This window comes from Asaia sp. BMEF1, from assembly GCF_051628905.1.
GTDB lineage: Bacteria > Pseudomonadota > Alphaproteobacteria > Acetobacterales > Acetobacteraceae > Asaia.
The window spans coordinates 1,544,400-1,569,739 of record NZ_CP157575.1 but is presented as its reverse complement, the minus strand read 5'-3'; the positions used below and the strand labels follow the sequence as shown (position 1 = coordinate 1,569,739).

The following is a 25,340-nucleotide window of genomic DNA, read 5'->3' as shown; positions in this document are numbered from 1 at the left end:
CGACGATGCTCTTTTCCAGATATGCCGGTGTCATGATGCTTCTGTGGTGCGGGATCGGCCTCGCTTTTGCGCAGACAGCGCCCGTTCAGCAGCTGCCCAATCGGCAATCGGACGTCATCAAACCGGGAGCGATTGCCGCCAAACCCGGCCCAGCGACATTCTTCACCGGCAAGGTGACGGTTTTGGAGCTTGTCAGACCGGTATCACCGGGGCGTGCCGGCGTGGGGCTGGTAACCTTTCAGGCCAGGGCACGCAGCCACTGGCATACGCATCCTGCCGGACAGACTTTGTATGTGACGCAAGGATGTGGCTGGACGCAGCGCGAAGGCGGCCCCGTGCAGCGTATCTGCAAAGGCGACACAGTCTATGTGCCGCCCGGCATTCGTCACTGGCACGGCGCAACGGATACGACATCGATGACCCATCTGTCGGTCACCGAAACGCTCGGCGGCCATGCTGTCGACTGGGCGGAAAAAGTCTCCGATGCCCAGTTCAAGGGGCCTTCCGAATAAGAGCGGCCGATTGCCCTTCGAAAAAGAGTGAGTCATGCTCGGCCATGCCCGTTAACCGGATCGATCTCGCCGATTACAGCTATTTTCTGGCTATCGCCCGCCACCGCAACTTCAGGCGCGCGGGTGTCGAGCTGGGCGTGAGCACTTCTGCCCTGAGCCATTCGCTCAAGGGGCTGGAGACCCGCATTGGCATCAGGCTGATCAATCGTACCAACCGCAGTGTCACGCTCACCGCTGCCGGTGAGGAATTGCAGGCGGCGATCAGCGATCCGTTCTCCCGTATCGAGCAGGCTGTCGACAGCCTCAACCGTTTCCGCGACGTGCCCAAAGGGCGTATCAGGCTGAACGTGCCCAGCGACGCCGCGAGTTTGCTGCTTGGTCCGGCACTTCCCCATTTCGTCGAACGCTACCCGGATATCGCACTCGATCTGGCGGTCAGTAATCAGCTCGTGGATGTGATCGATGGCGGGTTCGACGCTGGTATCCGTTATGGCGGCACTGTTCCCGAGGATATGATCGCCCAACGTCTGTCGGCCGATATACGCTGGGTGGTCGTGGGGTCTGTCGCTTATCTCGAACGTCATGGTGTCCCACTGCACCCGCACGATCTCGCAGCGCATCGCTGCCTGCGCTTTCGCCTTGGCGACGATACGCTCTATCGCTGGGAGTTCGAACGCCAATCGGAGAACATGGCGGTTGCAGTGCCGGGATCGCTCACTTTCGATGACAGCCGGGCCATCCTCTCCGCTCTTCTGGGGGGCGCAGGCCTGATGTATGCGCCCGAACCTCTGGTCGCACCGCTGATTGCCGAAGGCAGGGTTCGCTCTGTCCTGGAAGACTGGGCGCCGATGGGAGACGGGTTTTACATCTATTACGCCAGTCGACGTCAGGTGCCGACAGGGCTGCGCCTTCTGATCGCGCTGCTGCGTGAACTCAAGCCGCTGGGACTCTGATTACAGTCAGCTCGATGTTGAGCGTCACTCAACAGGGTATCAACACGAAGCCGGATATTACGGTCGCTCTGGCAGGCCTAAAGTAATTTCTGAAGGCGGCACGGGCCGTCGTGTAATCGAGGCAAATTTCTGGAAATCACAGGTCGTGAAAAGCCTGCCATTTCATCTGGCCGGCACCATGACGCTGTGAGCGGCGCGCGGGGTCAATGAGACATTTCTGTCGGTAAATAATCCGCGCATTTCCTGCCTCATCAAACGCCATGCGCCTCGTGGCACGATCTGGAGAGAGGGACATGAACCCAAGCTATGATTTCGCAGGCAAGGTCGCTGTCGTAACAGGTGCCAAGGGCGGCATGGGCTTCGCTACGGCAGAGGCCTTTGCCAGAAGCGGCGCAGCAATTGTTTTGGGCGATCTTGATGAAGTCGCGATTCAGGAGGCGGCAGCCCGGCTAAACGCGGCAGGATATCGGGCGGTGGGTATGGCCTGTGACGTGTCGGACGAAGCACAGGCGGCAGGCCTTGTGGCGCTTGCCGTTTCACGCTTCGGTCGGCTCGATTTCGCCTATAACAACGCCGGTATCCAGGCCCCGCCTACAGATGCCGCCGATGAAACAGCTGAGGCCTTCGACAGGGTTCAGGCCGTCAATCTGCGGGGAATCTGGACCTGCATGAAGCATGAACTCAGGCAGATGCGACAGCAGGGTTTCGGCGCGATCGTCAATTGCTCTTCTTTGGGTGGACTAGTCGGCCTTCCCGAGCGTGCCGCGTATCACGCCTCCAAACATGGCGTTATCGGACTCACAAAAAGCGCCGCCCTCGACTACGCGCCGCGTGGCGTGCGTATCAATGCGATCTGCCCTGGCGTGATCGAAACGCCGATGGTGGCCGATATGCTCAAGACGCAAAAACAGGCCATGGACGATTTCCTGAAGCAGCAGCCGATAGGCCGTCTTGGGACAGCAGAGGAAATTGCGCAATCTGTGCTGTGGCTATGCAGCCCCGGCGCCAGCTTCGTGACCGGCGTTGCCCTGCCGGTCGATGGGGGCTTTACGGCTCATTGAGGCCGGAATGCTGCCGATAAACAGACGGGCCATGGTGATTGGGGCGCTGGCTGCCTCAGCACCCTGGTCTCCTTCCGTTGCTGGAGAAAAGACCATGTCAAGTGACCCTACCGACGCCCGAAAGGCCTTTGGCGATATCGCCTCTCATCTTGCCGAAATTACCGACAAGGTGCTGTTCGGTGATGTGTGGCAGAATACGGCCCTTTCGCCGCGTGATCGCAGCCTCACCACCATCACCTGCCTGATCGCCGGATATCGGCATAACGAACTCGCCTTTCACATTCGAAAAGGGCTCGCGAACGGCCTCAGGAAAGAGGAGATCGTCGAAGCGATTACCCAGATCGCTTTTTATGCAGGCTGGCCGCCTGCCATGACGGCGCTGCCGATCGTGAAGAAAATATTCGAGGAAGAAAGCCTCTGAGTTGCGCCGACGGGCGCTGACGACGTAGCTGGCCATGCGCCGGAAGACGGTCGATCAAAATCTGTTATCGAGGAGCAGTGGTCGCATCCCGCATAAATTCCGCCAATTCGGAAAGGATCTATGCGAAATTGCAAGGGTTGGCGCCATCATCAGACTGCTGCCCGGCCTGTAAGGCGCTCTCGCTCGTGGTCTCCCGACAATGCCCGATGGAGGCGCGTGAGAGTTGCTTTCGGGTTGGAAACGTTTCAGATCTCTGAGACCAGTTTTTAATCTTCCTGCCATGGCAGGGGCGGGCTGTTCAGGTTCTGCCCGAGTGTGACGACGAGACGCGTATGATCAGCCTGTTCGATCTTTTCAAAATCGGTATCGGTCCGTCATCGTCGCATACGGTGGGGCCGATGCGCGCGGCGCAGCGTTTCATGACGTCGCTCACCGATTTCGACAGCATCATGCGTCTTCGCGTCACGCTTTACGGGTCTCTGGCATGGACGGCGCAGGGTCATGCCACGGACAAGGCGGTCATTCTCGGCCTGTGCGGAGAATTGCCGCAGAGTATCGACCCGGATGCGGCTGACGGGATCGTGGCGCAGGTCGAAGCGAACAGACATATCGTTTTCGACGGGAAAGTACTGCCCTTCGACCCGGTTCACGATCTGGTTCTCGACAAGCAGAGTGTGCCTCCCGTTCATCCCAACACACTGCAATTCGAGGCGTTGAACGCAGAAGGCGAGCCATTGGAGGTGGCGCGTTTCTGCTCGGTGGGCGGTGGGTTCATCGTGCCTGAGAAAGCGACCGAGACGGCAGGCTATGCCCAGCCCAGCGTGCCTTATCCATTCACCAGTGGCGCCGAATTGCTGCATCAGGCCAGATTGCACGATCTGAGTATCGCGGCGCTCGTCATGGAAAATGAATGCGCGCTGCGTCCGAGAGACGAGATCGTCGCCTATCTCGATGAGATCATCGCCGTGATGATGGCCTGTATCGCCCGAGGAATGGAGCAGAGCGGCATCCTGCCGGGACGTCTGAAAGTGCGCCGCAGGGCGCAGGCTCTTCATGAGAAACTGAAGGAGAGAGAGCGCGCCAATACACGCTCTGCCCATGGCATCATGGACTGGATCAGCCTTTTCGCCATCGCGGTGAATGAGGAAAATGCCGCCGGTGGCCGCGTGGTGACGGCTCCTACCAATGGTGCCGCCGGAATCATTCCCTCGGTCTTGCGCTACTATCGCGATTATTGCCCGCCTTTGCCGCCAGCCACAGCGCAGCAAGGCATGCGCGATTTTTTGCTTACCGCTGGCGCCATTGGGGGGCTCTTCAAGCTTAATGCCTCGATTTCCGGGGCCGAAGTGGGCTGTCAGGGCGAGGTGGGCGTCGCCTCTTCGATGGCCGCAGCAGGGTTGGCAGCGGCTCTGGGCGGCACGCCGGAGCAGATCGAGGACGCTGCCGAGATCGGCATGGAGCATCATCTGGGCATGACCTGCGATCCGGTGGCGGGGCTGGTGCAGATACCCTGCATCGAGCGCAATGCTTTCGGGGCTGTGAAAGCGATCAATGCCGCATCGCTCGCCCTGAATGGCGATGGAGCCCATATGGTCTCGCTCGATCAGGTCATCCGCACCATGGCCGAGACGGGGCGCGACATGAACCATCGCTACAAGGAGACGTCTCTGGGTGGCCTTGCTGTCAATCTGCCAGAGTGCTGAGCAACGCGCTGACCGGAATGTTGAAAAGTCCATTGCGCGGCATTTGGTAAAAGATCAGCGATAGACGACGCCGCCATCGGTCAGGATGGCCTGACCGGTGATGTAGTCCGAATCGGGTCCTGACAGGAAAGCGACGAGCGCTGCCACGTCATCGGGCGTCTGGGCACGGCCGAGCGCTATTCCCTCGACGAATTTCCTGTAGGTCTCGCCTTTTTCCGCGCCAGTCATCTCGGCAAAGCGCTCGTCGATTTCGACCCACATATCCGTACCCACAATGCCGGGGCAGTATGCGTTTACGGTGATGCCCGCGCTTGCATATTCCTTGGCAGCTGCCTGGGTGAGGGCGCGCACGGCGAATTTCGTGGCGGAATAGACGCCGAGCATCGCGAACCCGTCATGCCCTGCGATGGAAGAGGCATTGATGATCTTGCCCTTCTGCTTGCGCGCCTTGAATTTGGCGGCGGCGGCCTGAATGCCCCAGAGCACACCCTGAATATTGATGCGCATTATACGCTCGACTTCTTCGGGCAGCACATCGGCGATCGGGTTGACCTGGGCGATACCCGCATTGTTGATCATGACATCGAAGCCGCCCAGTTCGGCTTCGGCAAGGTCGATCGCGGCATAAACGGCCTCACGGTCGCTCACATCGGCGGCAAAGACGCTGGCCTTGCGACCGAGCGCCTCGATCTCGCTTTTCACGCTGTGCAGCTTGTCCGTTTTGAGATCGACAAGGGCGATATCGGCGCCATCTTTTGCCAGTCGCAGCGCGATGCCGCGACCGATCCCCTGTGCTGCGCCCGTAACAAGAATGACTTTTCCATCAAGTGACATGATCGCTCTTCTCCCAAGAGGACCGGCGCCTTGTCTTTATTGAGCCCCTCGGTCCTGATGCGTGATCAGTAAACGGCGAAGTAAAGAGAAGGATCTATCCGATGATCGTCTTGTGATGAAGGCGATTTATCCTATCGAGAGACCGGGTTTTATCCGGCTTTCTGCCAGCCACGCTCCTGTTGCTGCCAATAGGCGAGGCTGTGCCCTGACTGTTTTACGCTCGTCCAGAGCGAGCGGGCACGCGAGACGGCTTGGGGATCGTTGCCGTCGAACAGGGTAAAGATACGGTCGAACTGCTCCAGCCCCTGCGCGACACCGCCATCGAGCAGGAACAGGAAACGGGCCTCATTGGGTACGTCATCGCCTTTCGTCAGCCAGATGGGCTGGCGAGGACCATGCCCCATGCTCTGGCTGCCATGGGGAAGCCAGAGCGGCGTTTTCGCCTTCCAGAGTGCCTCATCGAGCTGCTTGACCTGTGTTGCATCGCGGCAGCGAATAACGGCGCGCTGCCCCGCATCAAGCGTACGGCCCAAAAGTGCGGGCAGCGCGTCTTCGAGCGTGGTGCGCGTCAGGTGATAGAAGCCGATTTCGCTCATCAGGCGTCGGTGTTTTCCGGCTCGTGATGACGCACCAGCGCGTCGAGCAGACGCACGCCGAACCCGGTTGCCCCCTTGGGGCATTGCGGTGCGGCATCGGAACGCCAGGCAACGCCTGCAATATCGAGATGCGCCCACGGGGTGTCGCCCACGAAACGCGCCAGAAACTGCGCCGCCGTAATCGAGCTGCCGGGGCGGCCCGTGATGTTTTTCATATCGGCAATGTCGGAACGAAGCTGGCGGTCATAGGCCTTGCCCATGGGCATGCGCCAGACCCCTTCGCCCGTTGTCTCGCCTGCCTCGAAAAGCGCGCCGGCGAGGGCGTCATCATTGCTGAAAAGCCCGGCGCGTACGTGGCCGAGGCTTACCACAATGGCTCCTGTCAGCGTGGCAAGATCGACCATCAGGCGGGGCTGGAAGCGCTCCTTGGCATAGGCCAGCACATCGGCCAGAACGAGACGTCCCTCGGCATCGGTATTGAGCACCTCAATGGTCTTGCCTGCATAGCTGCGTACCACGTCGCCGGGGCGCTGGGCATTCCCCGACAGCATGTTCTCGACAAGACCGACCACGCCGATCACATGGGTTTTGGCCTTGCGACGGGCCACGGCCTCCATCGCGCCAACAACGGCAGCAGCGCCACCCATATCGGTCTTCATTTCATCCATGCCAGCGGCAGGCTTGATGGAAATACCGCCGGAATCGAAGGTCACGCCCTTGCCGATGAAGGCGAGCGGCGCCTCCTCCGAGCCGCGATAGCGCATGATCGCCACGCGGGCTTCCTGATCGCTGCCCTGTGCCACGCCCAGCAGCGCGCCGAAGCCCAGTTCGGTCAGCTTGGCCGCGTCGAGAATTTCGACCTCCACGCCAAGATCGCGCAGGCCTTCGATACGTCGGGCGAATTCGGGCGGGGTCAGCACGTTGGGCGGCTCGCTGACCAGATCGCGCGCCCGGAACACGCCCTGAGCCACGGCGCGCAGGCTTTCCCATTCCGAGCGCACCTTGTCGGGGTGTTCGACACCGAGATGCAGGCGCTGAAGCTGGGGCGCATTTTCCGGCTCGTCGGTGTGATACAGATCGAAGCTGTAGCGCCCGAGAGCAGCGCCATAAGCGGCATGGGCGGCAAAATCGGCACAAGGCCCGGCAAAGGCGAGATCGGCATGGGTCGTATCGCGCACGGCCTTGGCCGCCTGTCCGCCAGCAGCCTCCATGGTCGGAATATCCAGCTCATCAGCCGGACCGCAGCCGATCAGGACGATCCGTGCAAAGGCCGCACAGGGGGCCAGCAGCACACAGCTCTGGTCACGCTGCCCCTTGAAGCGCGAAATAGCGGCGGCACGGCGCAGCGCACCACCCGTTGCGGCGTCGAGATGGGCAAACGGGCCATTGGCGACATCGAAATCCGGCCCGGTCAGCAGGACGAGTGTCTGCTCCGATTCCGGGGCTCCCTTGCCTTGCAGAATGGGAAACGGTGCCTGGATCTGGATGTCGAGCATAGTCTTTCCGGTCAATATCATGAAGGTGGGACACTATCGTCATCGCGTCGGGAGAAGGCAAGGCATGTAGGGTTTAATAACGACGAATGATCGTTCATTAAATTCAAACCACTATGAACGTTGATTAATGCGGGGAATTATGGCGTAGTCGCGCCTCCTGCCCCAAGAAGCGCATCAAGGCTCCGATATGTCACTGCTTGCCGATCTGAATTGGCTGTTCGTTCTCTCCGGTCTCGGCGTCGGTTTTCTGGTCGGCATGACCGGAGTCGGCGGTGGCTCCCTGATGACGCCTTTGCTTATTCTACTGTTCAAGGTTCACCCTCAGGCTGCCGTTGGCACCGATCTGCTATACGCAGCAATCACGAAATCGGTCGGTACGCTGGTGCATGGCCATCGCGGGGCTGTCGAGTGGCGTGTGGTGCTGCGCATGCTGGCAGGCAGCCTGCCAGCCACGCTGATCGCCCTTCTGTTTCTGCACTGGTACGGCAGCCCGTCGCATGACACGACCAGACTGGTTTCGACCGCGCTTGGCGTGGCGCTGCTGATCACCGCGCCCAGCGTCTTTTTTCGCAAGGAGTTGCAGGCCTGGTCGCATCGCCATGCGGGAGAGCTCTCCGCTCGGACCGCCGCTATTCTGACCGTGGTGCTCGGTGCCGTGCTTGGCGTCATGGTCACGCTCTCTTCTGTCGGGGCAGGCGCGATCGGTATGACCGTGTTGATTTTGCTCTATCCCTCGCTCAGCACAGCCCGTCTGGTCGGCTCAGATATTGCGCATGCCGTGCCTTTGACCCTTATCGCAGGCATGGGCCACTGGTATCTCGGCGCGGTCAAGATTCCCATGCTGGTCTCGCTGCTCTGCGGCTCGATTCCCGGTATCATCCTTGGCAGTCTCTGCGTCGGTCAGGTCAATGAACGCGTGCAACGCACCGTTCTGGCTGCCGTGCTTTTCATCGTCGGCTGGCGTCTGGTCTGAAGCGCTGCGGGGCGCTGCCCCGCCCCCCGGAAAGGGATATGCCCCTTTCATCCCGCGTTGAGGATTTCCAAAGGGCGACGGCCCTTTGGCGGGGTTTGGGGCAGAGCCCCATTCACGTCCTCAGGAATCTTCGGCGACCTCATGACAGGCAATCCATTCAGAGTGCCCATCGGCATAGCGCTCGCGTTTCCAGATCGGCACGCGTCGCTTGATTTCGTCGATGACGTAACGGCAGGCGGTAAAGGCGGCGTCGCGATGCGGGGCTGAGACGCCGATCCAGACGGCCATGTCGCCGATGGCGAGCGTACCGGTGCGATGAATGCAGGAGGCGGCAAGAATATCGAAGCGGCTTTCCGCTTCGGTGAGCACGGCAACGGCCTCGGCTTCGGCGAGGGGGAGATAGGCCTGATAATCAAGCCCGAGCACAGATTGCCCGTCGCTGTGGTTACGCACCCAGCCTTCGAAGCTGCAATAGCCGCCAGCCTCGTCACGGCGCAGGGCCGTAGCGAAAGCGGTGGGGTCGATCGGCGCTTCTGTGAGAAGGAAAGCACTCATCCGCCGGATACCGGGGGGATGAACACGACATGATCCCCGTCTGCAGGGCGATGGTCCCAGCGGGCAAACGCGGCATTGACGGCCACGCGCAGGCGGGCGGCGGGGAGAGTGAACCCGTGACGCCGGGTCAGTTCTTCGTAAAGCGCGGCAAGGCTGGGGGCTGCGGTGTCGATCTCCTCTCGCGGGCAACCGGCCTCGTCGCGCAGGAGGGCGAAATATTCGAGAGTCAGGCGGGCCATGTCAGGGCGTGCCAAAATCGTGTTTGCCGCCCGTCTTGCCCATGAGGCGCACGTCCTGAATGACCATGTCATGGCTGAGCGCCTTGCACATATCGTAAAGCGTGAGCGCGGCCACGGTGGCGCCGGTCAGGGCTTCCATCTCGACGCCGGTCTTGCCTTCGCATTTGACACGGCAATCGATCAGCGCGTCGCATCCTTCGATGGCAATCTCGACCTTGCAGCCGGTGAGCGACAGCGGGTGGCAGAGCGGAATGAGTTGTGCGGTGGCCTTAGTGCCCATAATGCCAGCGAGTTGCGCCACGGTCAGGACGGCGCCCTTGCTGGTCATATAGCCTGAATCGGCGAGAGTTTTCGCGACGTCGGGCGGAAAACGGAGCGTGGCGCGGGCATGGGCTTCGCGGCGGGTGACGTTTTTATCGCCGATCTCGACCATATGGGGGCGATGTCCGGTTTCATCCACATGGGTCAGCGACACCATTTCAGCCTCCGATATAATACATTTCGATCCGCTCACCCGAAGCACGCTGCGGATCGGGATTGCGTATTTCACTATAACGATCCGCGCGGCCTCGCCAGATGCGACGGAGCAGCGCGTCGAGCGCCTCATCGTCGGCGGCAGCGAGAGCGGGGCGCAGATCGGTGCCGGTTTTTGCAAAAAGGCAGGTATAGATCTGCCCTTCCGAAGAAAGACGCGCGCGTGAGCAATCACCGCAGAAAGGCGCTGTGACCGACGAAATGAAGCCGATCTCGCCGCCACCATTGGTAAAGCGGTAACGCTGCGCGACCTCGCCACGATAGAGGGGGGCGAGGGGTTCGAGCGGGTAGACGGCGTTGATGCGTTCAATAAGCACGGCAGAAGGCACGACGGCGCTTTCGGACCAGTGATTGCGCGTGCCGACATCCATGTATTCTATAAAGCGAAGCGTGACGCCCGTATGGCGAAACCGGCTCACGAGAGGCAGGACATCCTGTTCGTTGATGCCGCGCTGCACGACGGTGTTGATCTTGATTCCACCGGCAAAGCCGCGCGAGGCCGCGTTGTCGATGGCGGTCAGTACCGTGCCGAGTTCGTCGCGACCACCGCTCAGGCGGCTGAAAACAGCGGGGTCGAGACTGTCGAGGCTGATCGTCAGTCGTGACAGCCCGGCGTGATAAAGCGCATCGAGATGGCGGCCGAGTAGCACGCCATTGGTGGTGAGCGCCACATCGTCGATGCCCGGCAGAGCGGCGAGCCGCGCGACCAGCGTATCGAGCCGTGGCCGCAGCAACGGTTCGCCACCGGTCAGTCGCAGCTTGCTGACGCCAAGCCGCGCCGAAATGCGGGCGATACGCTCGATTGTCGTGAAGTCGAGGCGCTGCGCCGGTTCGAGAAAGGCGAAATCGTCGTGAAACACCGATTGCGGCATACAATAGGGGCAGCGAAAATTGCATCGATCCATGACCGAAATGCGCAGATCGTGCCAGGGCCGTGCCAGCAGGTCCTTCGGTCGTTCGGGCGCAGGCGCGTCACCATTCATGAAAGGGAACGCTCGTACCGGGAGGAAGGGGGGCCGTGCCGGGCGCAAGGGTAACCAGCCCCTGCGTGACGCCGAGGCGGTTGAAATCACCCGAGGTGGGCATCGGATGAGGTAGTGCCCGAGTGACGCCATCGGCGTCATGTACGAGTTGCACCGGTACGAGGCGGGTCATCGAGGGCAGGGGAGAAATGGTTTCGCCGAGGCGCACAGAGACTGCGCCGCAGATGAGGCCCTGAGCGCGCAAAAGCGCCGGTACGACATGCCGGCTGCAACAGGCGAGCGCCGAGACGGGATTGCCGGGCAGGGCGAAAACCGGCTGGCCTTTTGGGGAGAGCCCGAACCAGAAAGGTTTGCCGGGGCGCTGGGCGACTTTGTGGAAGATATTCCGTACTCCAAGGGCTACGAGCGCCTGGGGCACGAAATCGAATTGTCCCATAGACACGCCGCCACTCAGAACCAGCACATCATGCTGGTCCAGAAGCGCCGCAAGACGGTCGGTCGTCAGTGCCAGATCGTCCGGCAGTACGGCAAGGGCCTGCCGGGTGAACCCCTTGCGTGAGAGTGAGGCGGCAATCGCGTATTCATTCGAGCGGCGGATCTGCCACGCCTGAACGGGAGCGTCAGGTGCCACCAGCTCGTCGCCAGTCGAAATGACGGCAATCGAAGGGATGACCGCGACCTCGGGATGAGAGACGCCATTCGCTGCCAGAATGGCCATTTCGGGCGGCGTCAGCCTCAGGCCGGGGGTGAGCAGGGTCGCGCCGGCGGCACAATCTGCCCCTCTGGGATGGATATGCTGTCCTTTTCGTGGCGTCACACCTGCGCGCAGCGATACGAAATCGCCATGCGTCTCGAAATCCTCTCGCGGGATGATTGTATCGGCTCCTGCGGGCAGGACCGAGCCAGTCATGACGGCAATCGCCTGATCGGTGCCGCCTGCCAACGTGAGCGGGGGGCGACCGGCTGGCTGGGTGGCAACGAGGCGGAACTCACGCTGCCCGTCATGCTGGGCGACGGCAATACCGTCGAGAATGACCCTGTCATAGGGGGGCAAGGCGCGCTCTGCACTGACTGTCTGACGCAGGATGCGGCCGGCTGCCCGATCGAGCGGGATCGTTTGGCTCGCAAAAGGAGTCAAAGCCTTCCGGATCAGGGTTTCGGCGGCATCGATGGACAGAAGGTCATTCATAAGAGTCTTTGTTGGCGGGGCGAGGGGACGAAGGCAACTGAATATCTGCGCGCAGGCGCAAGTTTGACGGGCCCACCGCAGGAACGCGCTGCATTGCGATGAGAGGCACGGGCAGGGCGCCGGGTAGGTTTGGCACGTTCCGACTCTCAGGGGGATATCTTGAAACAGGCGCGTTGCACTCGCTGAGTGTTTTTTTGCTCTGCGTCAGGTTGTGGCTTTTCTGTAACAGCTGCGAGGCGGGTTCGCAGCGGGCGTATTTCCACGCAACTGCCACGGGCGGCGTCAGGTTGAACGCCGGACGGCATTTGCGAGGCCGGGCAGGTTTCGAAAAGCAAGACATTCTCTGAAACAGATTATTGAAGCCCCCAGATAGCTATGCTAGTTCGTGACCGAACCGAACGGTCATTTTCAGACCAGGCGATGAGAGTTCGATTTTAAAGAGCCAAAATTTGAGTTGCCCCGCTGAGTGGCGCAACGCGAGAGGAAGCACATGGCGCAGGGCGACGATCAGGATAATCGCGCATCGCAGGGTGATGACGAAAAGAAGAACGATCAGGGCAGCAACAAGGGTGGCAAGAAGAGCAGCCCCCTCAAGCGTATCATCCTGATTGCGGTCGTTATCGTCATTGCGATTGCCTGGCTGGGATACTGGCTGCTGACACGCAACCAGATCGAGACGGATGATGCGTACACGACGGGGCGCAAAATTGCCGTGGCACCGCATGTAAACGGCTATGTCACGCAGCTTCTGGTTAACGACAATCAGTTCGTTCATGCAGGCCAGTTGCTGGTCAAGATCGATGACCGAGACTATCTCGCCTCATTGCACAAGGCCGAAGCCAGTATCGCTCAGGCTCAGGCAAATTTTGCTGCGGCCACCCAGATGGTCATGGTTGCCAAGCAGAACTTCCCCGGTCGCCTGAGTGCCGCAAAGGGCGCCCTGGCTTCGGCTCAGGCCCAGCTCTTCAAGGCCGAAACGGATTATCGCCGCCAGCACAGCGTATCTCGTGCCGCGACGACGCAGCAGGATATCGATTATTCCAAGGCCGCTCTCGACCAGGCTCATGCTGAAGTCATGCGTGCCGAAGGCGAGTTGCAGCAGGCGACACCCGTCCAGCCGAATATCGAAAATCAGGAAGCTACGATGAAGCAGCAAAATGCTGCGCTCAAGGCTGCCGAGGCCGATCTCGTTCAGGCGCAACTCAATCTCGGCTGGACAGAAGTGCGCGCGCCGCATGATGGCTGGATTTCGCAACGTAATGTCGAGCAGGGCGATTTCGTTCAGACCGGGCAGAAGCTCTTCTCCGTTGTCGAGCCCGAAGTCTGGGTGGTGGCGAACTACAAGGAAACGCAGATCACGAAGATGCGTCCCGGCCAGAAGGTCGAGATCGAGGTCGATGCTTATCCGGGGCTGAGCCTGCATGGACATGTGGACTCGATCCAGCTCGGTGCGGGTGCGGCGTTCAGCGCCTTTCCTCCGGAGAATGCGACGGGTAACTTCGTGAAGATCGTCCAGCGCGTGCCGGTCAAGATTCTAATCGATAGCGGTCTCGATCCCAACGTGCCACTGCCGCTCGGCGTGTCCGTCGTACCGACGGTGACGATCCCATGAGCGACGCGTCCAGCGAAAATCAGGACCACTCCAGCTGGAAGCCCAAAGCGAACCCCTGGCTGATTGCTGTGGTGGTGACGCTGGGCGCTTTCATGGAAGTACTCGACACCACAATCATCAATGTGGCGCTTCCGCATATTTCAGGCGCGCTCGGCAGTTCCTACGACGATTCGACCTGGGCGCTCACTTCCTATCTGGTAGCGAACGGTATCGTGCTGACCATTTCGGCATGGTTCGGCAAGCTGCTGGGGCGCAAGCGCTACTTCCTGATCTGCATTGCCATGTTCACGGTCTCGTCCTTCCTGTGCGGATTGTCGACGAGCCTGCCCATGCTGATTGTTTTCCGCCTGATGCAGGGCTTCTTCGGGGGTGGTCTGCAACCGAACCAGCAATCCATCATCCTCGACACCTTCCCGCCTGAAAAGCGCGGGGCGGCATTCGGCCTGACGGCTATCGCGACCATTGTGGCACCGATTCTGGGGCCTCTTCTGGGCGGATATCTGGTCGACAACTATTCCTGGCGCTGGATTTTTTACGTCAATGTGCCTTTCGGCATTCTGACCCTCATCGGTGTTTCGGCTCTGGTTGAAGATCCACCGTGGGAAAAGCAGAAGCGTGAGAAAGTCGATGTGATCGGCATCTGCCTGATCTCGCTCGGTCTTGGCTGCCTCGAAATCATGGCCGATCGCGGCGAGGATGACGACTGGTTCGGCTCGCCCTTCATTGTGACCATGGCGGTTCTCGGCGTGGCTGGCGTGGTCGGTGCGGTCATCTGGCTGCTCAAGGCCAAGAATCCCCTTCTGAACCTCGCCATCTTCAAGGATCGCAACTTTGCGGTTGGCACGTTCCTGATGGCGATGGTCGGCGGGCTGCTCTACGCTTCCGCAATTATCGTGCCGCAATTCGCGCAGCAGGTTCTGGGTTACACAGCGACGATTTCAGGTGAGGTTCTGGCGCCGGGCGGTGCCGTCATCATCTGTCTGATCCCGCTTGTCGGCAAACTCATGGGGTTCGTGCAGGTACGCAATCTGATTGCTTTCGGGTTTTTCCTGATGGGGCTGGCGATGTTCTATTCGGCGCAGCTCGTGCCGACCACGAGCTACGCCCATCTGGTCGAATATCGAATTTTTCAGACCTCTGCGCTGGCCTTCCTGTTCGTACCGATATCGACGATCGCCTATTCGACGCTGCCGAAAGAACTCAATTCCGACGCTTCGGCCATGTTCAGCATGTCGCGCAATTATATCGGCTCGCTTGCGATTTCGCTGGCGACAGCCGCCATTACCGAAACCAAGCAGGTTCGCCAGAGCCTGATGGCGCATTGGACGTCGGATTATCAGGCCAATGGGCAAGATTATCTGAACACCGTGCATAAGGTGGCGGTCGATAACGGTATGACCTCGGCAGCAGCCCAGCAATTTGCCGTACATAGCTACTACCAGAGCTTCCTTCAGCAGGTCTCCATGGTGGCCTATAACCAGACCTTCATGGTGATCGGAATCATGGCGTTCTGCGTCGTGCCCTTCTGCTTCCTGCTCTCCCCGGTGGCCAAGAAAGGCCCGGCCGGAGGTGCCCATTAATGACGAATTTCATGACTTTCTGGAGCCATGCCTTGAAGACAGGCCGTTCCCCGCGCGCTCTGATGCTGAGCGGCGCCTCGCTCGCCATGGCTCTTTCCCTGCCAGGCTGTGTCGGGCCGAAATATCAGAAGCCCGATCTCTGGTCGCCCAGCCAGTATGACATGCATGCCCGCTCGGGTCAGGCTGGCAGCCAGACCACGGCCGATGCTCCCGATCCGAACTGGTGGAAGATCTTCAACGATCCGACCCTGACATCGCTCGAGACCCGCCTGGCAACGCAGAATCTCGACATCCAGCGCGCTGCGGCGCAGCTGGCGCAAAGTCGTGCGCAGTTGCTGATGGCTGGTGCCGAGCGTTTCCCGGGATTGTCGGCCAGCGGGTCCTATACCCGCTCGCAGTACAGCACGAAGTCGTTGCAGCGCATTCTCTCGGGCGTGGCCAAGGATAACGCCACGGCATTGGGGCAGCAGAATGCCACATTGCTCGACCAGAGCGTGGGCGATGCGACTATCCCTCTGCTGAATCAGTGGAAATATTCGATCGACGCGCAATACGAAGTCGATATCTGGGGGCGCGTGGCGCGCCAGTATGAGGCGGCCAAGGCCGATCTGCAGGCGAGCGACGAAGAGCGTCGCGGTGTGCTGATCGCGCAGCAGGCAGATATGGCGAATGATTATCTGACCCTGCGCGGGCTTCAGGAGCAGTTGCGTATCACCAAGGCCAATCGCGACACGCAGGCCCAGACACTTTCCCTGGCCAGAGAGCGCCAGAAAATCGGCCTGGTGACCGAACTCGACGTGACAAGCGCAGAGACGCAGCTCGATTCGACGACTGCCCAGATTGCTCAGGTCGAGCAGAGAATCGAACAGCAGATCAATGCCATCAGCCTGTTGCTGGGAGCGCCTCCTGGCACGCTGAATGACGAGTTGACGCGCACGGCAGGCATTCCCGTTGTGCCGCCGCGTGTGCCGGTGGGTGTACCTTCAGAGCTGGCACAGCGTCGTCCGGATATCCGCCAGGCCGAGGCGCAGCTGCATGCGGCTGTGGCCAATGTGGGTGAGGCCGAGGCCGAGTTTTATCCCAAGATCACGCTCAACGCGGATTTCGGGCTGCAATCGCTCTCCTTCCGCGATCTCGGCTTCTGGAATGCCCGCGCATGGAATATCGGCCCGTCCATCTCTCTGCCTATCTTCCAGGGCGGACGTCTGCGCGGTCAGCTGATGCTCAACCGCTATGCCCAGAAAGCCGCCGCCATCACCTATCGCCAGACGGTGCTGGGTGCCTGGCGTGATGTCGATAACGCGCTCATCGCCTATCGTGACGAGCAGCGTCGTCGTGACGGGTTACAGGCTGCGGTGACGTCGGGGCAGCGCGCGCTTCATCTGGCGCAGGATCAGTATCGCAGCGGTCTGACTACTTACCTGAATGTGCTTTCGGCGCAGCGTGACCTGCTTTCTGCCGAGCTGCAGTTTGCCGATAGCACCACGACGCTCGCCAGTAATCTGGCGCATCTGTATAACGCGCTGGGTGGTGGATGGGAGACCCAGTTCCCGCAAGACAAGCCGGAAGACGCAACAATCCGGCAGCTTGGCGGGGACAGTCCCCGTCATGCCTGATCACGTTATTGTTTGATCTGTATAAAATAATCGGATGATCTATTTGGCGTGCTAGGCTTTTTCTCTCTTGCTCATTGAGTGAGAGGGAGGACCATCATGTCGATCGCTACTGAACAGCTACGCGATGCTCTGGGAAACGCCGTCGAGCCACAGCCTTGCAAGCTGGTCGTGTTCGGCGCAGGTGGTGATCTTACCCGGCGTCTGCTTCTGCCCTCGCTCTACGACCTCGCTGTTGCGGGCGCCTTGCCCGATAATTTCCAGATCGTCGCGGTCGATCGCGCCGAGCAGACCGGGCCGGACTGGGCGACACGCCTGTTCGATCTGGCCGAGCAGGATGCGAAAGACCCTTCTGCCGAATTCTCCTGCCCTCAACTCGATCGAACAGTCTGGGACCGCGTGACTGCCAAGGCGCAGTATCTTTCGGGCGATTTCACCCAGCCTGACATTTACACGACGCTTCGTGAGACCCTCGGTGCGGGCAATGTCATTTTCTACCTGGCTGTGGCGTCGCGGTTTTTTGCTCGCATCGCAACGGGTCTGGGACAGGGCGGATTGCTCAAAGAAGGGCGCGGTTTTCGACGTCTTGTGATCGAGAAGCCCTTCGGGCACGATCTCGCCTCCGCGCGCGAGCTGGATGCCGCGCTTCGCGCTCAGGCCGATGAAAGCCAGATTTACCGGATCGATCATTTTCTGGGTAAGGAAGCCAATCAGGGCATCATGATTGCCCGTTTCTCGAACGTGTTGTTCGAGCCGATCTGGCGCCGCGAATATATCGACCATGTGCAGATCACGGCGGCAGAGACGATTGGCGTTGAGCAGCGCGGGGCGTTTTACGAGCATACGGGTGCGCTGCGCGACATGGTGCCCAACCACCTGTTCGTCCTGCTGAGCCTGATCGCGATGGAGCCGCCGTCATCGCTCTCGGCCGACGCTGTGCGGCAGGAGAAGACACGCCTTCTGCAAGCCATACGCCCGATAAGGGGAGAGGATTATGTGCCGGGGCAATATACAGCCGGGCAGATCGAAGGCAGGTCGATGCCTGGTTATCGCAGTGAGCCCGGTGTCGCCCCAGAGAGTCAGACCGAGACTTTCGCCGCCATGAAACTCTTCATCGATAACTGGCGCTGGGGTGGGGTACCTTTCTATCTGCGCACAGGCAAGCGCATGTCGGGCCGACGCACCGAAATCAATGTCGTCTTCAAAAAGCCACCTTATGCCCTGTTCAATCAGGACATGGACGATCCGCGCACAGGCAATGTCATCCGTTTTCTGCTCGACCCGGTGCGGGGCGTATCGATTGATTTCGATGCCAAGCGGCCCGGTCTGGAAGAGGAGATTGCGCCGGTAAGCAGTCGTTTCCTGTATGACGAGTTTTTCAGCAAGACGCCGAATGTCGGCTACGAGGCGCTGTTGCATGACTGCATGGCGGGCAACCAGATGCTGTTCCAGAGTGCGGAGACGATCGAGGCGGCCTGGGCCGCGGTCGACCCCATCGTTGCCCCTGAGGCGCCGTATTTCTACACGGCCGGATCCGAAGGGCCTGACGAGGCGGCGGCTCTGCTCGCGCGTGATGGGCGACGTTGGCTTCCTGTCACATGAGCCCGTCGGTTGTCCTGTCCGACACGCCTGCGTCTCGGGTCGATAAGCCGGTTTTCCAGAATAAGCTTCCCGTAAAAGGGCAGGGTCGAAAGAACTGATAATGAGTATGGCAATTGAAAATCATGCCGTGATCGGCGATCTGCGCACAACCGCTCTGGTCGCGCTGAACGGGTCGATCGACTTCATGTGCTGGCCGCGTTTCGACTCCCCAAGCGTCTTTGCATCGTTGCTTGAGCCGAGTGCCGGGTTTTTCGAGCTCGCACCGGTGCTTGAGGGGGGCAGGTTTCGCCAGTTCTATGTACCGGACACCAATGTCCTGCTGACGCGTGTGCTCTCGCCCGAAGGCGTAAGCGAAATTTCGGACTTCATGACCCTCGCTCCAGATTACCCCGAGCAGCGCGTGATCAGGCGTGTAAAGGCCGTTAGAGGTACGCTGAAATTCCGGCTGCATTGCGCGCCACGCTTCGATTATGCCCGTGTTGGCCACAAGGCTCGCGTCCTGAACGAGAGAGTGATCCTGTTCGAGCCGCTTCGCGATGATCTGCCGCCGCTGCGTATCAGCTCGACCATCCCGATGGTGCTGATCGAGGACGATGCCTGCGCCGAGTTCGTGCTGCAACTCAACGAAACGGCGACATTCATGCTCGATAGTCTGACGACCGAGGAGAATCTCTGCCTTGAGGATCACTGGACGGCGACCGCATTCAAGGCTACGGCCAATTACTGGATCGATTGGGTGGCGCGCGCGAGCTATCATGGGCGCTGGCATGACCAGATCACACGGTCGACGCTTGCGCTCAAGCTGCTGACTTCTGCTGAGCATGGGTCAATGGTGGCTGCTGCGACCTTCGGTCTGCCCGAAGACCCAGGGGGGGTGCGTAACTGGGATTATCGTTACTGCTGGATCCGCGACTCGTCATTCATGGTCTATGCCTTCATGAAGACAGGCCACACTGAAGAGGCAACGGCGTTTATCCGCTGGCTGCACCAGCGTCGGCTTGAGGCGCAGCCCGGTGAAGCCCGTCTGAAAGTCATGTACGCCATTGATGGCAAGGCTTTTGTGCCCGAAACCGATCTGACTCATTTCAGAGGATTCCGTGATTCGCGCCCCGTGCGTATCGGCAATGGAGCAGAGGATCAGCTTCAGCTGGATATCATCGGTGAGATGATGGACGCCGTTTATCATGCGGATCGTCATTGTGAGCGGTTGAGCTGGAAGGCCTGGGAGTCGGTCGCCGAAGGAATCGATTGGCTATGTGTTAACTGGAACCAGCCGGATGAAAGTATATGGGAGGTGAGGGGTGGTAAGAAGCACTTTCTCTTCTCTCGTATTATGTGCTGGGTTGCGCTCGATCGCGCAATACGTCTGGCAGAAGAGCGTGGGTTCCCTGCACGTGTTGCGGTCTGGGTGCGAGAGCGCAATGCCATTTATATGGATGTGCAGAATAATTTCTGGAATGAGGAATTACAGTATTTCGTCCAGTACAAGGGGGGCACAGCCATCGATGCCTCCTGCCTGCTGATGCCGCTCATGGGCTTCATAGGCGATCACGATCCGCGATGGGCCTCGACCCTGCGGGCTGTGGGAGAGCAATTGCTCGATGACAGTCATGTCTTTCGCTATCATGTGGCTGAAGGCGATAATGATGACGGGCTGGAAGGACGTGAGGGCACGTTCACCATGTGCTCGTTCTGGTACATCGAATGTCTGGCCCGCTCGGGCGACCTGCTGATGGCGCGCTTTCTCTTCGACAAGACGCTCTCCTATGCCAACCATGTCGGGCTGTTTTCAGAGGAAATCGGCCCGGCAGGTGAGCATCTGGGCAACTTTCCGCAGGCTTTCACCCACCTCGCGCTGATCAGGGCCGGCCAATATCTCGATCAGGTAATATATCGCGAGAAAGTCACTAGTTGATAATCAGTATCAATTAAGTGTCGACGCCTGTTTGGAAAACGGCACGGAAGTTGATAATCAGTATCAACAAAAAGAGGACTATCCTAATACCTAATTGATCACGGCTTCGTGTGTTCTCGGTCAGGTGATAGGCAGGCACTTGATGTGATGCTAGGCAATGGCGCAGAAAAAAACCTCACGACCACTAGCTTTTTAGTTCCAGACCGGTGTTACACGCCTTGATGGAGCTCAGGCTGCTGGTCCCGTCGGGAATAGGTGGTTGCGCCAGTGTCTCAGTTTCTTGCAGATCATGCTTTAGCGATCTACGTGGCCTTCACGGTCATTTTCCTTTGCATCGTGGTGGCGCTCTCTGCTGCTTTAGGGCCCCGTCGCGTCGGTGCTGCACGCGGTCGTTCGATGAGCCTGCCTTATGAGTCAGGTATCCTCTCCACAGGGTCGGCGCGTATCCGTCTGCCGGTTCAGTATTATCTACTGGCCGTGTTCTTCGTGATTTTCGATGTTGAAAGCGTCTTCATCTATTCATGGGCTTCCGTGGTGGTCGAGGCTGGCTGGGCCGCCTTCATCTCGGTCGCGACTTTTGTCGTCTTCCTGACGCTCGCCCTGGTTTACCTCTGGCGCAGTGGCGCCCTCGAATGGGGCCCCAAGCACCGCCGCATGCCGGTCAAGGTGCCACCCAATTCCCCCGTTGAACTTGTCAAAATTCCCGCGCGCGAGGTCGTATAACGATGACTTGGACTCTTACCTCCGCCGTTGGCGAACCCCGCCTGCAATCTCCCGAAGAATTGCTGATGCATGAAGATGTGCGTAGCAACCTCGTTGTGGGCAAGCTGCAGGATTTCATTTCGTGGGGGCAGAAGAACTCGGTCTGGCCGTTCAATTTCGGCCTGTCCTGCTGTTACGTTGAAATGGCGACGGCCTTTACCAGCCGTTACGATATCGCCCGCTTCGGTTCCGAAGTGCTGCGCGCCACCCCGCGTGAGGCCGACCTGATCGTGATTGCCGGTACGGTGTTCCGCAAGATGGCCCCTATCGTGAAGTATCTCTACGACCAGATGCTCGAGCCGCGTTGGGTGATTTCCATGGGCTCCTGCGCCAATTCGGGCGGTATGTATGACATCTACAGCGTTGTGCAGGGCGTCGACAGCTTCCTGCCCGTCGATGTGTATGTACCGGGCTGCCCGCCGCGCCCCGATGCGTTGCTTGAAGGACTGATGCTGCTCCAGGACTCAATCGGCAAGCAGCGCCGTCCGCTCAGTTGGATGGTAGGCGATCAGGGCGTGACCAAGGTGACCCCGGCCAGCATGCGTGACCTCAAGCGCGAAGAGCGCATGGCGGTTACGAAGCTGCGCACACCGGACACGATCTGAGGAGCGGGCGGCAATGAGCGAAGTTTTCGAAAAAACCCGTTCGGGCGTCATGGGGGCGGCAGTCGCCGCCTTCCCCCCGCATATGATCATGCTCGAAGAATCGACGCGCGATGGCGTGCCGACCTTCTGGGTGTCGCGCGGCCAGATCCGCGCCGTTCTGCAGGCGGTCAAGTCTGGCGGCACATTGCGCATGCTGCTCGACCTGACATGCGTGGACGAACGCCAGCGTATCCATCGCGATGGTTTGCCAGCGTCCGATTTCACGGTCGTCTATCACATCCAGTCCTTCAACGGTCCTATTGACGAAGTGCGCTTCAAGGTGCCGCTTTCGGTCGATGATCCGAATATCGGCACGATTTCCGATATCTGGCCGAATGCGAACTGGCTGGAGCGCGAGGTCTGGGATCTGTTCGGTGTCGTGTTCGAGGGGCATCCGCATCTCTCGCGCATCCTGACCCCGCCGACCTGGGTCGGGCATCCGCTGCGCAAGGACCATTATGCCCGCGCTACCGAGCGTCCGCCCTATACGCTCTCTGAAGACCAGGTTTTCGACGAGCAGGAAGCGCTGAAATTCGACCCTGAGTCCTGGGGCATGAAGCGTCATTCCGACAATAGCGACTTCATGTTCCTCAATCTCGGCCCGAACCATCCTTCGGTCCATGGCGTATTCCGCGTCGTGCTGCAGCTTGAGGGTGAATTCATTGTCGATGCGGTGCCCGATATCGGCTTCCATCATCGCGGCGCCGAGAAGATGGCCGAGCGCCAGACCTGGCACAGCTACATCCCCTATACCGACCGTATCGACTATGTCGGCGGGGTGATGAACAATTTCCCCTATGTGATGGGTGTCGAAAAGCTCGCAGGCATCACCGTGCCGCCCCGTGCGCAGCTTATTCGCGTGATGCTGGCAGAATTCTTCCGTATTTCCAGCCATCTCGTGTTCTACGGAACCATGGTGCAGGATCTGGGTCAGCTTTCGCCGGTCTTCTATATCTTCACCGATCGCGAGCGCGTTTTCGAGATCATCGAGAAGATCTGCGGCTTCCGTATGCATCCGGCCTTCTTCCGCATCGGCGGCGTGGCCATGGATCTGCCGCAGGGCTGGGATGGCGAAGTTCGTGCCTTCCTCGATTATCTGCCCAAGCGTCTCGACGAGTACAACGAACTCGTCATGAAGAACCCCATCTTCAAGGCCCGTACGAAGGGCGTTGGCGTCTATAACACCGAAGAGGCCATCGACTGGGGTGTGACGGGTCCGGGGCTGCGCGCCACGGGTCTCGAATGGGATTATCGCCGCAAGGCGCCCTACTCGGGCTATGACCAGATCGATTTCGATATTCCGACCGCCGTCAATGGCGATTGCTATGACCGTGCCGCGGTGCATATCGAAGAGATCCGCCAGAGCCTGCGTATCATCCGCTACTGCCTCGATAACATGCCGGGTGGTGACTACAAGGCCGAGCATCCGCTGGCCATGCCGCCGCCGAAGCCACGCACGATGCATGACATCGAGACGCTCATCCATCACTTCGTGGGCGTCAGTTGGGGGCCGGTCATTCCGCAGGGCGAAGTGCGCTCCTGCATCGAGGCGACCAAGGGGCTCAACCAGTATTACCTTGTGAGCGATGGCGGCACGATGTCTTACCGGACACGTATCCGCACCCCGTCGTTCATTCATCTGCAACAGCTTCCGATGCTGTCACGCGGCACCATGATTGCCGATCTGATCGCCATTATCGGAAGCATCGATTTTGTGATGGCCGATGTCGACCGCTGAACTTACGGCGCAGGACGCCGAACTCCCCAAGGATCTGCCCCAGGATCTCGTCGATACGTTCATCGACATGGCCGCCCACGAGCATCATCCTCGTGGCGCCGCCATCGAGGCGCTGCGTCTGGTGCAGGAACGCTTCGGCTGGATCAACGACGCGCATCTCGCTCACACGGCACGCATTCTGGGTATGTCCCAGGCCGATCTCGACGGGATTGCCACCTATTTCAATCTGCTGTTCCGCAAGCCGGTCGGCAAGAACGTGGTCATGCTTTGTGACTCCGTCTCCTGCTACATCATGGGCGCCGAACAGACACGTGAACGCCTGTGCAAGAAGCTGGGCGTGAAAATGGGCGAGACGACGCCTGACGGTGAATTCACCGTGCTGCCGATCGTCTGCCTCGGTCACTGCGACCATGCCCCGGCCATGCTGGTCGGCAAGGATCTGTTCGGTCCTGTCCGCCCGGAGGACATTGACGGCATCATCGACGATATTCGGGCGAGGAAGAAGTGATGACAGGTCTCAACCCCGAAAAGCAGCCGCTTCTGGCGCTCGTCAATCGCGAGACGCCGCTCGACCCGGCTGGCTATGACAAGAAGGGCGGCTGGCGCGGTCTGCGCCGCGCCCTTGGCATGAGCCCCGCGGAGATCATCACTGAGGTGACGGACTCCAAGCTGCGCGGACGCGGCGGCGCCGGGTTCAGCACCGGCATGAAGTGGAGCTTCGTCCCCAAGGAATCCTCGAAGGACCGCCTCAAATACATCGTCGCCAATGGTGACGAGATGGAGCCCGGCACTTTCAAGGATCGTATCCTCGTTGAGGGAAACCCTCTCCAGCTCATCGAAGGCATGATTATCTCGGCCTATGCCATTCAGGCTCGGCACGGCATCATCTTCCTGCGCGGCGAATATCATCTGGGTCTGGAGCGTCTCCAGCAGGCGGTCATCCAGGCGCGTGAGGCCGGTTTCCTGGGCGAGAACATTCTCGGCTCGGGCTTCGATTTCGACCTGCATGTCCATCCCTCCGCCGGGCGCTATATCTGCGGTGAGGAAACGGCGCTGATCACGGCGCTCGAAGGTCGTCGCGCCAACCCACGCGCCAAGCCACCTTTCCCTCAGATCGGTGGTCTGTGGGGCGCGCCGACGGTCGTGAACAATATCGAGACCTTCAGCAACATCCCGCATATCCTGGCCAATGGCACGGAATGGTATCTGGGGCTGAGCGCCTGCGTCGATGGCGGCACCAAGCTTTACGGTGTCAGCGGCCGCGCCAAACGTCCGGGCGTATTCGAACTGCCTCTGGGTACTTCGCTCGGCGTGATCCTGAACGAATGTGCTGGCGGCATGCAGGATGGTTACAAGCTGCGCGCTTTCCTGCCCGGTGGCGCCTCGACGGCGTTTCTCGGAGCGGAACACGCCGATATCGTTATGGACTACCCGACGCCGGAAAAGGCGGGCAGCCGCCTTGGTACGGGTCTGGCCATTCTGCTCGACGACAAGACCAGCCCGATCGGGATGATCCGTAATCTCGAGCATTTCTTTGCGCAGGAATCCTGCGGCTGGTGCACGCCCTGTCGTGATGGCCTGCCCTGGGTCGAGCGTCTTCTGATCGCCATTGAGGAAGGGCGCGGCACGCCGGAGGATATCGATCGCCTTCATGACGCCGCCCGACTGATTGGCCCGATGGGGCGCACTTTCTGCGCCCATGCACCGGGTGCAATCGCGCCTCTGGCCAGTGGCCTGAAGATGTTCGCCGAGGATTTCCAGCGAATGGTTAGCAAGCCCACCTCCGGCACCGCAGAGAGCGGCGCCGCAGGGCAGGCGGCTTAGG

24 protein-coding genes are annotated in these 25,340 nt (G+C 60.0%); 16 read left to right on the top strand and 8 right to left on the bottom strand.

What is annotated here, in order from left to right; genetic code table 11:
* Window positions 1–5 precede the first annotated feature (5 nt).
* From ABHV46_RS06755 to ABHV46_RS06735, 5 genes are all read left to right on the top strand, one after another.
* A complete protein-coding gene (locus ABHV46_RS06755; protein ID WP_438383897.1) occupies window positions 6–512 on the top strand; it encodes a (R)-mandelonitrile lyase in 507 nt (168 codons plus the stop codon).
* A 44-nt stretch (window positions 513–556) separates the two neighbouring features.
* Window positions 557–1,465: a LysR family transcriptional regulator gene (locus tag ABHV46_RS06750; RefSeq protein WP_438383895.1), complete on the top strand. Its 909-nt coding sequence runs from the start codon at window positions 557–559 to the stop codon at window positions 1,463–1,465.
* 293 nt (window positions 1,466–1,758) lie between these two features.
* Window positions 1,759–2,526 carry an SDR family NAD(P)-dependent oxidoreductase gene (locus ABHV46_RS06745; protein WP_336946307.1) on the top strand — a complete coding sequence of 256 codons (768 nt, stop codon included), beginning with the start codon at window positions 1,759–1,761 and terminating at the stop codon, window positions 2,524–2,526.
* Between the two features lie 94 nt (window positions 2,527–2,620).
* The gene (locus ABHV46_RS06740; RefSeq protein ID WP_025840328.1) at window positions 2,621–2,947 is read left to right on the top strand and encodes a carboxymuconolactone decarboxylase family protein; all 327 of its coding nucleotides are present in this window, start codon (window positions 2,621–2,623) and stop codon (window positions 2,945–2,947) included.
* A 332-nt stretch (window positions 2,948–3,279) separates the two neighbouring features.
* Complete coding sequence (locus tag ABHV46_RS06735) at window positions 3,280–4,650, top strand: L-serine ammonia-lyase (RefSeq protein ID WP_438383890.1); 1,371 nt, start codon at window positions 3,280–3,282, stop codon at window positions 4,648–4,650.
* 54 nt (window positions 4,651–4,704) lie between these two features.
* Here the strand turns inward: ABHV46_RS06735 and ABHV46_RS06730 are convergent, their stop codons facing one another.
* The 3 genes from ABHV46_RS06730 to ABHV46_RS06720 all read right to left on the bottom strand — a co-directional run bounded on the left by ABHV46_RS06730 (window position 4,705) and on the right by ABHV46_RS06720 (window position 7,576).
* Window positions 4,705–5,484 carry an acetoin reductase gene (locus ABHV46_RS06730; RefSeq protein WP_438383888.1) on the bottom strand — a complete coding sequence of 260 codons (780 nt, stop codon included), beginning with the start codon at window positions 5,482–5,484 and terminating at the stop codon, window positions 4,705–4,707.
* 149 nt (window positions 5,485–5,633) lie between these two features.
* The gene (locus tag ABHV46_RS06725) at window positions 5,634–6,080 is read right to left on the bottom strand and encodes a DNA polymerase III subunit chi (RefSeq protein WP_336946304.1); all 447 of its coding nucleotides are present in this window, start codon (window positions 6,078–6,080) and stop codon (window positions 5,634–5,636) included.
* Window positions 6,080–7,576, bottom strand: coding sequence for a leucyl aminopeptidase (locus ABHV46_RS06720; protein WP_408870651.1), 1,497 nt, complete (start codon window positions 7,574–7,576; stop codon window positions 6,080–6,082). The genes ABHV46_RS06725 and ABHV46_RS06720 overlap by 1 nt, the downstream gene beginning before the upstream one ends.
* Before the next feature lie 187 nt (window positions 7,577–7,763).
* Here ABHV46_RS06720 and ABHV46_RS06715 point away from each other — a divergent pair, with 187 nt between their 5' ends.
* Window positions 7,764–8,549 (top strand): sulfite exporter TauE/SafE family protein, encoded by a 786-nt coding sequence (locus tag ABHV46_RS06715; RefSeq protein ID WP_438383885.1) that lies wholly within the window; start codon window positions 7,764–7,766, stop codon window positions 8,547–8,549.
* Between the two features lie 120 nt (window positions 8,550–8,669).
* Here the strand turns inward: ABHV46_RS06715 and ABHV46_RS06710 are convergent, their stop codons facing one another.
* Genes ABHV46_RS06710 through ABHV46_RS06690 form a run of 5 tightly spaced genes read right to left on the bottom strand, consistent with a single transcriptional unit; the run spans window position 8,670 to window position 12,049 of the window.
* On the bottom strand, window positions 8,670–9,104 hold the full coding sequence (locus ABHV46_RS06710) for a molybdenum cofactor biosynthesis protein MoaE (protein WP_438383883.1): 435 nt from the start codon (window positions 9,102–9,104) through the stop codon (window positions 8,670–8,672).
* Window positions 9,101–9,343, bottom strand: coding sequence for a MoaD/ThiS family protein (locus ABHV46_RS06705; protein WP_438383880.1), 243 nt, complete (start codon window positions 9,341–9,343; stop codon window positions 9,101–9,103). The genes ABHV46_RS06710 and ABHV46_RS06705 overlap by 4 nt, the downstream gene beginning before the upstream one ends.
* Before the next feature lies 1 nt (window position 9,344).
* Window positions 9,345–9,821 (bottom strand): cyclic pyranopterin monophosphate synthase MoaC, encoded by a 477-nt coding sequence (gene moaC / locus ABHV46_RS06700; RefSeq protein WP_438383878.1) that lies wholly within the window; start codon window positions 9,819–9,821, stop codon window positions 9,345–9,347.
* A 1-nt stretch (window position 9,822) separates the two neighbouring features.
* On the bottom strand, window positions 9,823–10,860 hold the full coding sequence (gene moaA, locus ABHV46_RS06695) for a GTP 3',8-cyclase MoaA (protein ID WP_438383876.1): 1,038 nt from the start codon (window positions 10,858–10,860) through the stop codon (window positions 9,823–9,825).
* Window positions 10,850–12,049, bottom strand: coding sequence for a molybdopterin molybdotransferase MoeA (locus tag ABHV46_RS06690; protein ID WP_438383874.1), 1,200 nt, complete (start codon window positions 12,047–12,049; stop codon window positions 10,850–10,852). The genes moaA and ABHV46_RS06690 overlap by 11 nt, the downstream gene beginning before the upstream one ends.
* A 490-nt stretch (window positions 12,050–12,539) precedes the next feature.
* On the opposite strand from ABHV46_RS06690, the gene ABHV46_RS06685 reads away from it, so the two are divergent.
* The 10 genes from ABHV46_RS06685 to nuoF all read left to right on the top strand — a co-directional run bounded on the left by ABHV46_RS06685 (window position 12,540) and on the right by nuoF (window position 25,339).
* Window positions 12,540–13,661: an HlyD family secretion protein gene (locus ABHV46_RS06685; RefSeq protein WP_438383872.1), complete on the top strand. Its 1,122-nt coding sequence runs from the start codon at window positions 12,540–12,542 to the stop codon at window positions 13,659–13,661.
* The gene (locus ABHV46_RS06680; RefSeq protein ID WP_336946295.1) at window positions 13,658–15,241 is read left to right on the top strand and encodes a DHA2 family efflux MFS transporter permease subunit; all 1,584 of its coding nucleotides are present in this window, start codon (window positions 13,658–13,660) and stop codon (window positions 15,239–15,241) included. The genes ABHV46_RS06685 and ABHV46_RS06680 overlap by 4 nt, the downstream gene beginning before the upstream one ends.
* 62 nt (window positions 15,242–15,303) lie before the next feature.
* Entirely contained in the window at window positions 15,304–16,857 is a 1,554-nt protein-coding gene (locus tag ABHV46_RS06675) for an efflux transporter outer membrane subunit (RefSeq protein WP_438384296.1), read from the top strand.
* Window positions 16,858–16,953: 96 nt separating this feature from the next.
* Complete coding sequence (gene zwf / locus ABHV46_RS06670; RefSeq protein ID WP_438383869.1) at window positions 16,954–18,456, top strand: glucose-6-phosphate dehydrogenase; 1,503 nt, start codon at window positions 16,954–16,956, stop codon at window positions 18,454–18,456.
* A gap of 100 nt (window positions 18,457–18,556) precedes the next feature.
* On the top strand, window positions 18,557–20,371 hold the full coding sequence (locus ABHV46_RS06665; RefSeq protein WP_438383866.1) for a glycoside hydrolase family 15 protein: 1,815 nt from the start codon (window positions 18,557–18,559) through the stop codon (window positions 20,369–20,371).
* Between the two features lie 267 nt (window positions 20,372–20,638).
* On the top strand, window positions 20,639–21,094 hold the full coding sequence (locus tag ABHV46_RS06660) for an NADH-quinone oxidoreductase subunit A (protein WP_438383864.1): 456 nt from the start codon (window positions 20,639–20,641) through the stop codon (window positions 21,092–21,094).
* Between the two features lie 2 nt (window positions 21,095–21,096).
* Entirely contained in the window at window positions 21,097–21,738 is a 642-nt protein-coding gene (locus ABHV46_RS06655) for an NADH-quinone oxidoreductase subunit B (protein ID WP_336946291.1), read from the top strand.
* Between the two features lie 49 nt (window positions 21,739–21,787).
* On the top strand, window positions 21,788–23,515 hold the full coding sequence (nuoC, locus tag ABHV46_RS06650) for an NADH-quinone oxidoreductase subunit C/D (RefSeq protein WP_336946444.1): 1,728 nt from the start codon (window positions 21,788–21,790) through the stop codon (window positions 23,513–23,515).
* On the top strand, window positions 23,502–24,023 hold the full coding sequence (nuoE, locus tag ABHV46_RS06645) for an NADH-quinone oxidoreductase subunit NuoE (protein ID WP_336946290.1): 522 nt from the start codon (window positions 23,502–23,504) through the stop codon (window positions 24,021–24,023). Before nuoC ends, nuoE begins: the two co-directional genes overlap by 14 nt.
* Window positions 24,023–25,339: an NADH-quinone oxidoreductase subunit NuoF gene (nuoF, locus tag ABHV46_RS06640; protein WP_438383861.1), complete on the top strand. Its 1,317-nt coding sequence runs from the start codon at window positions 24,023–24,025 to the stop codon at window positions 25,337–25,339. The genes nuoE and nuoF overlap by 1 nt, the downstream gene beginning before the upstream one ends.
* The last annotated feature ends 1 nt before the right edge of the window (window position 25,340 follow it).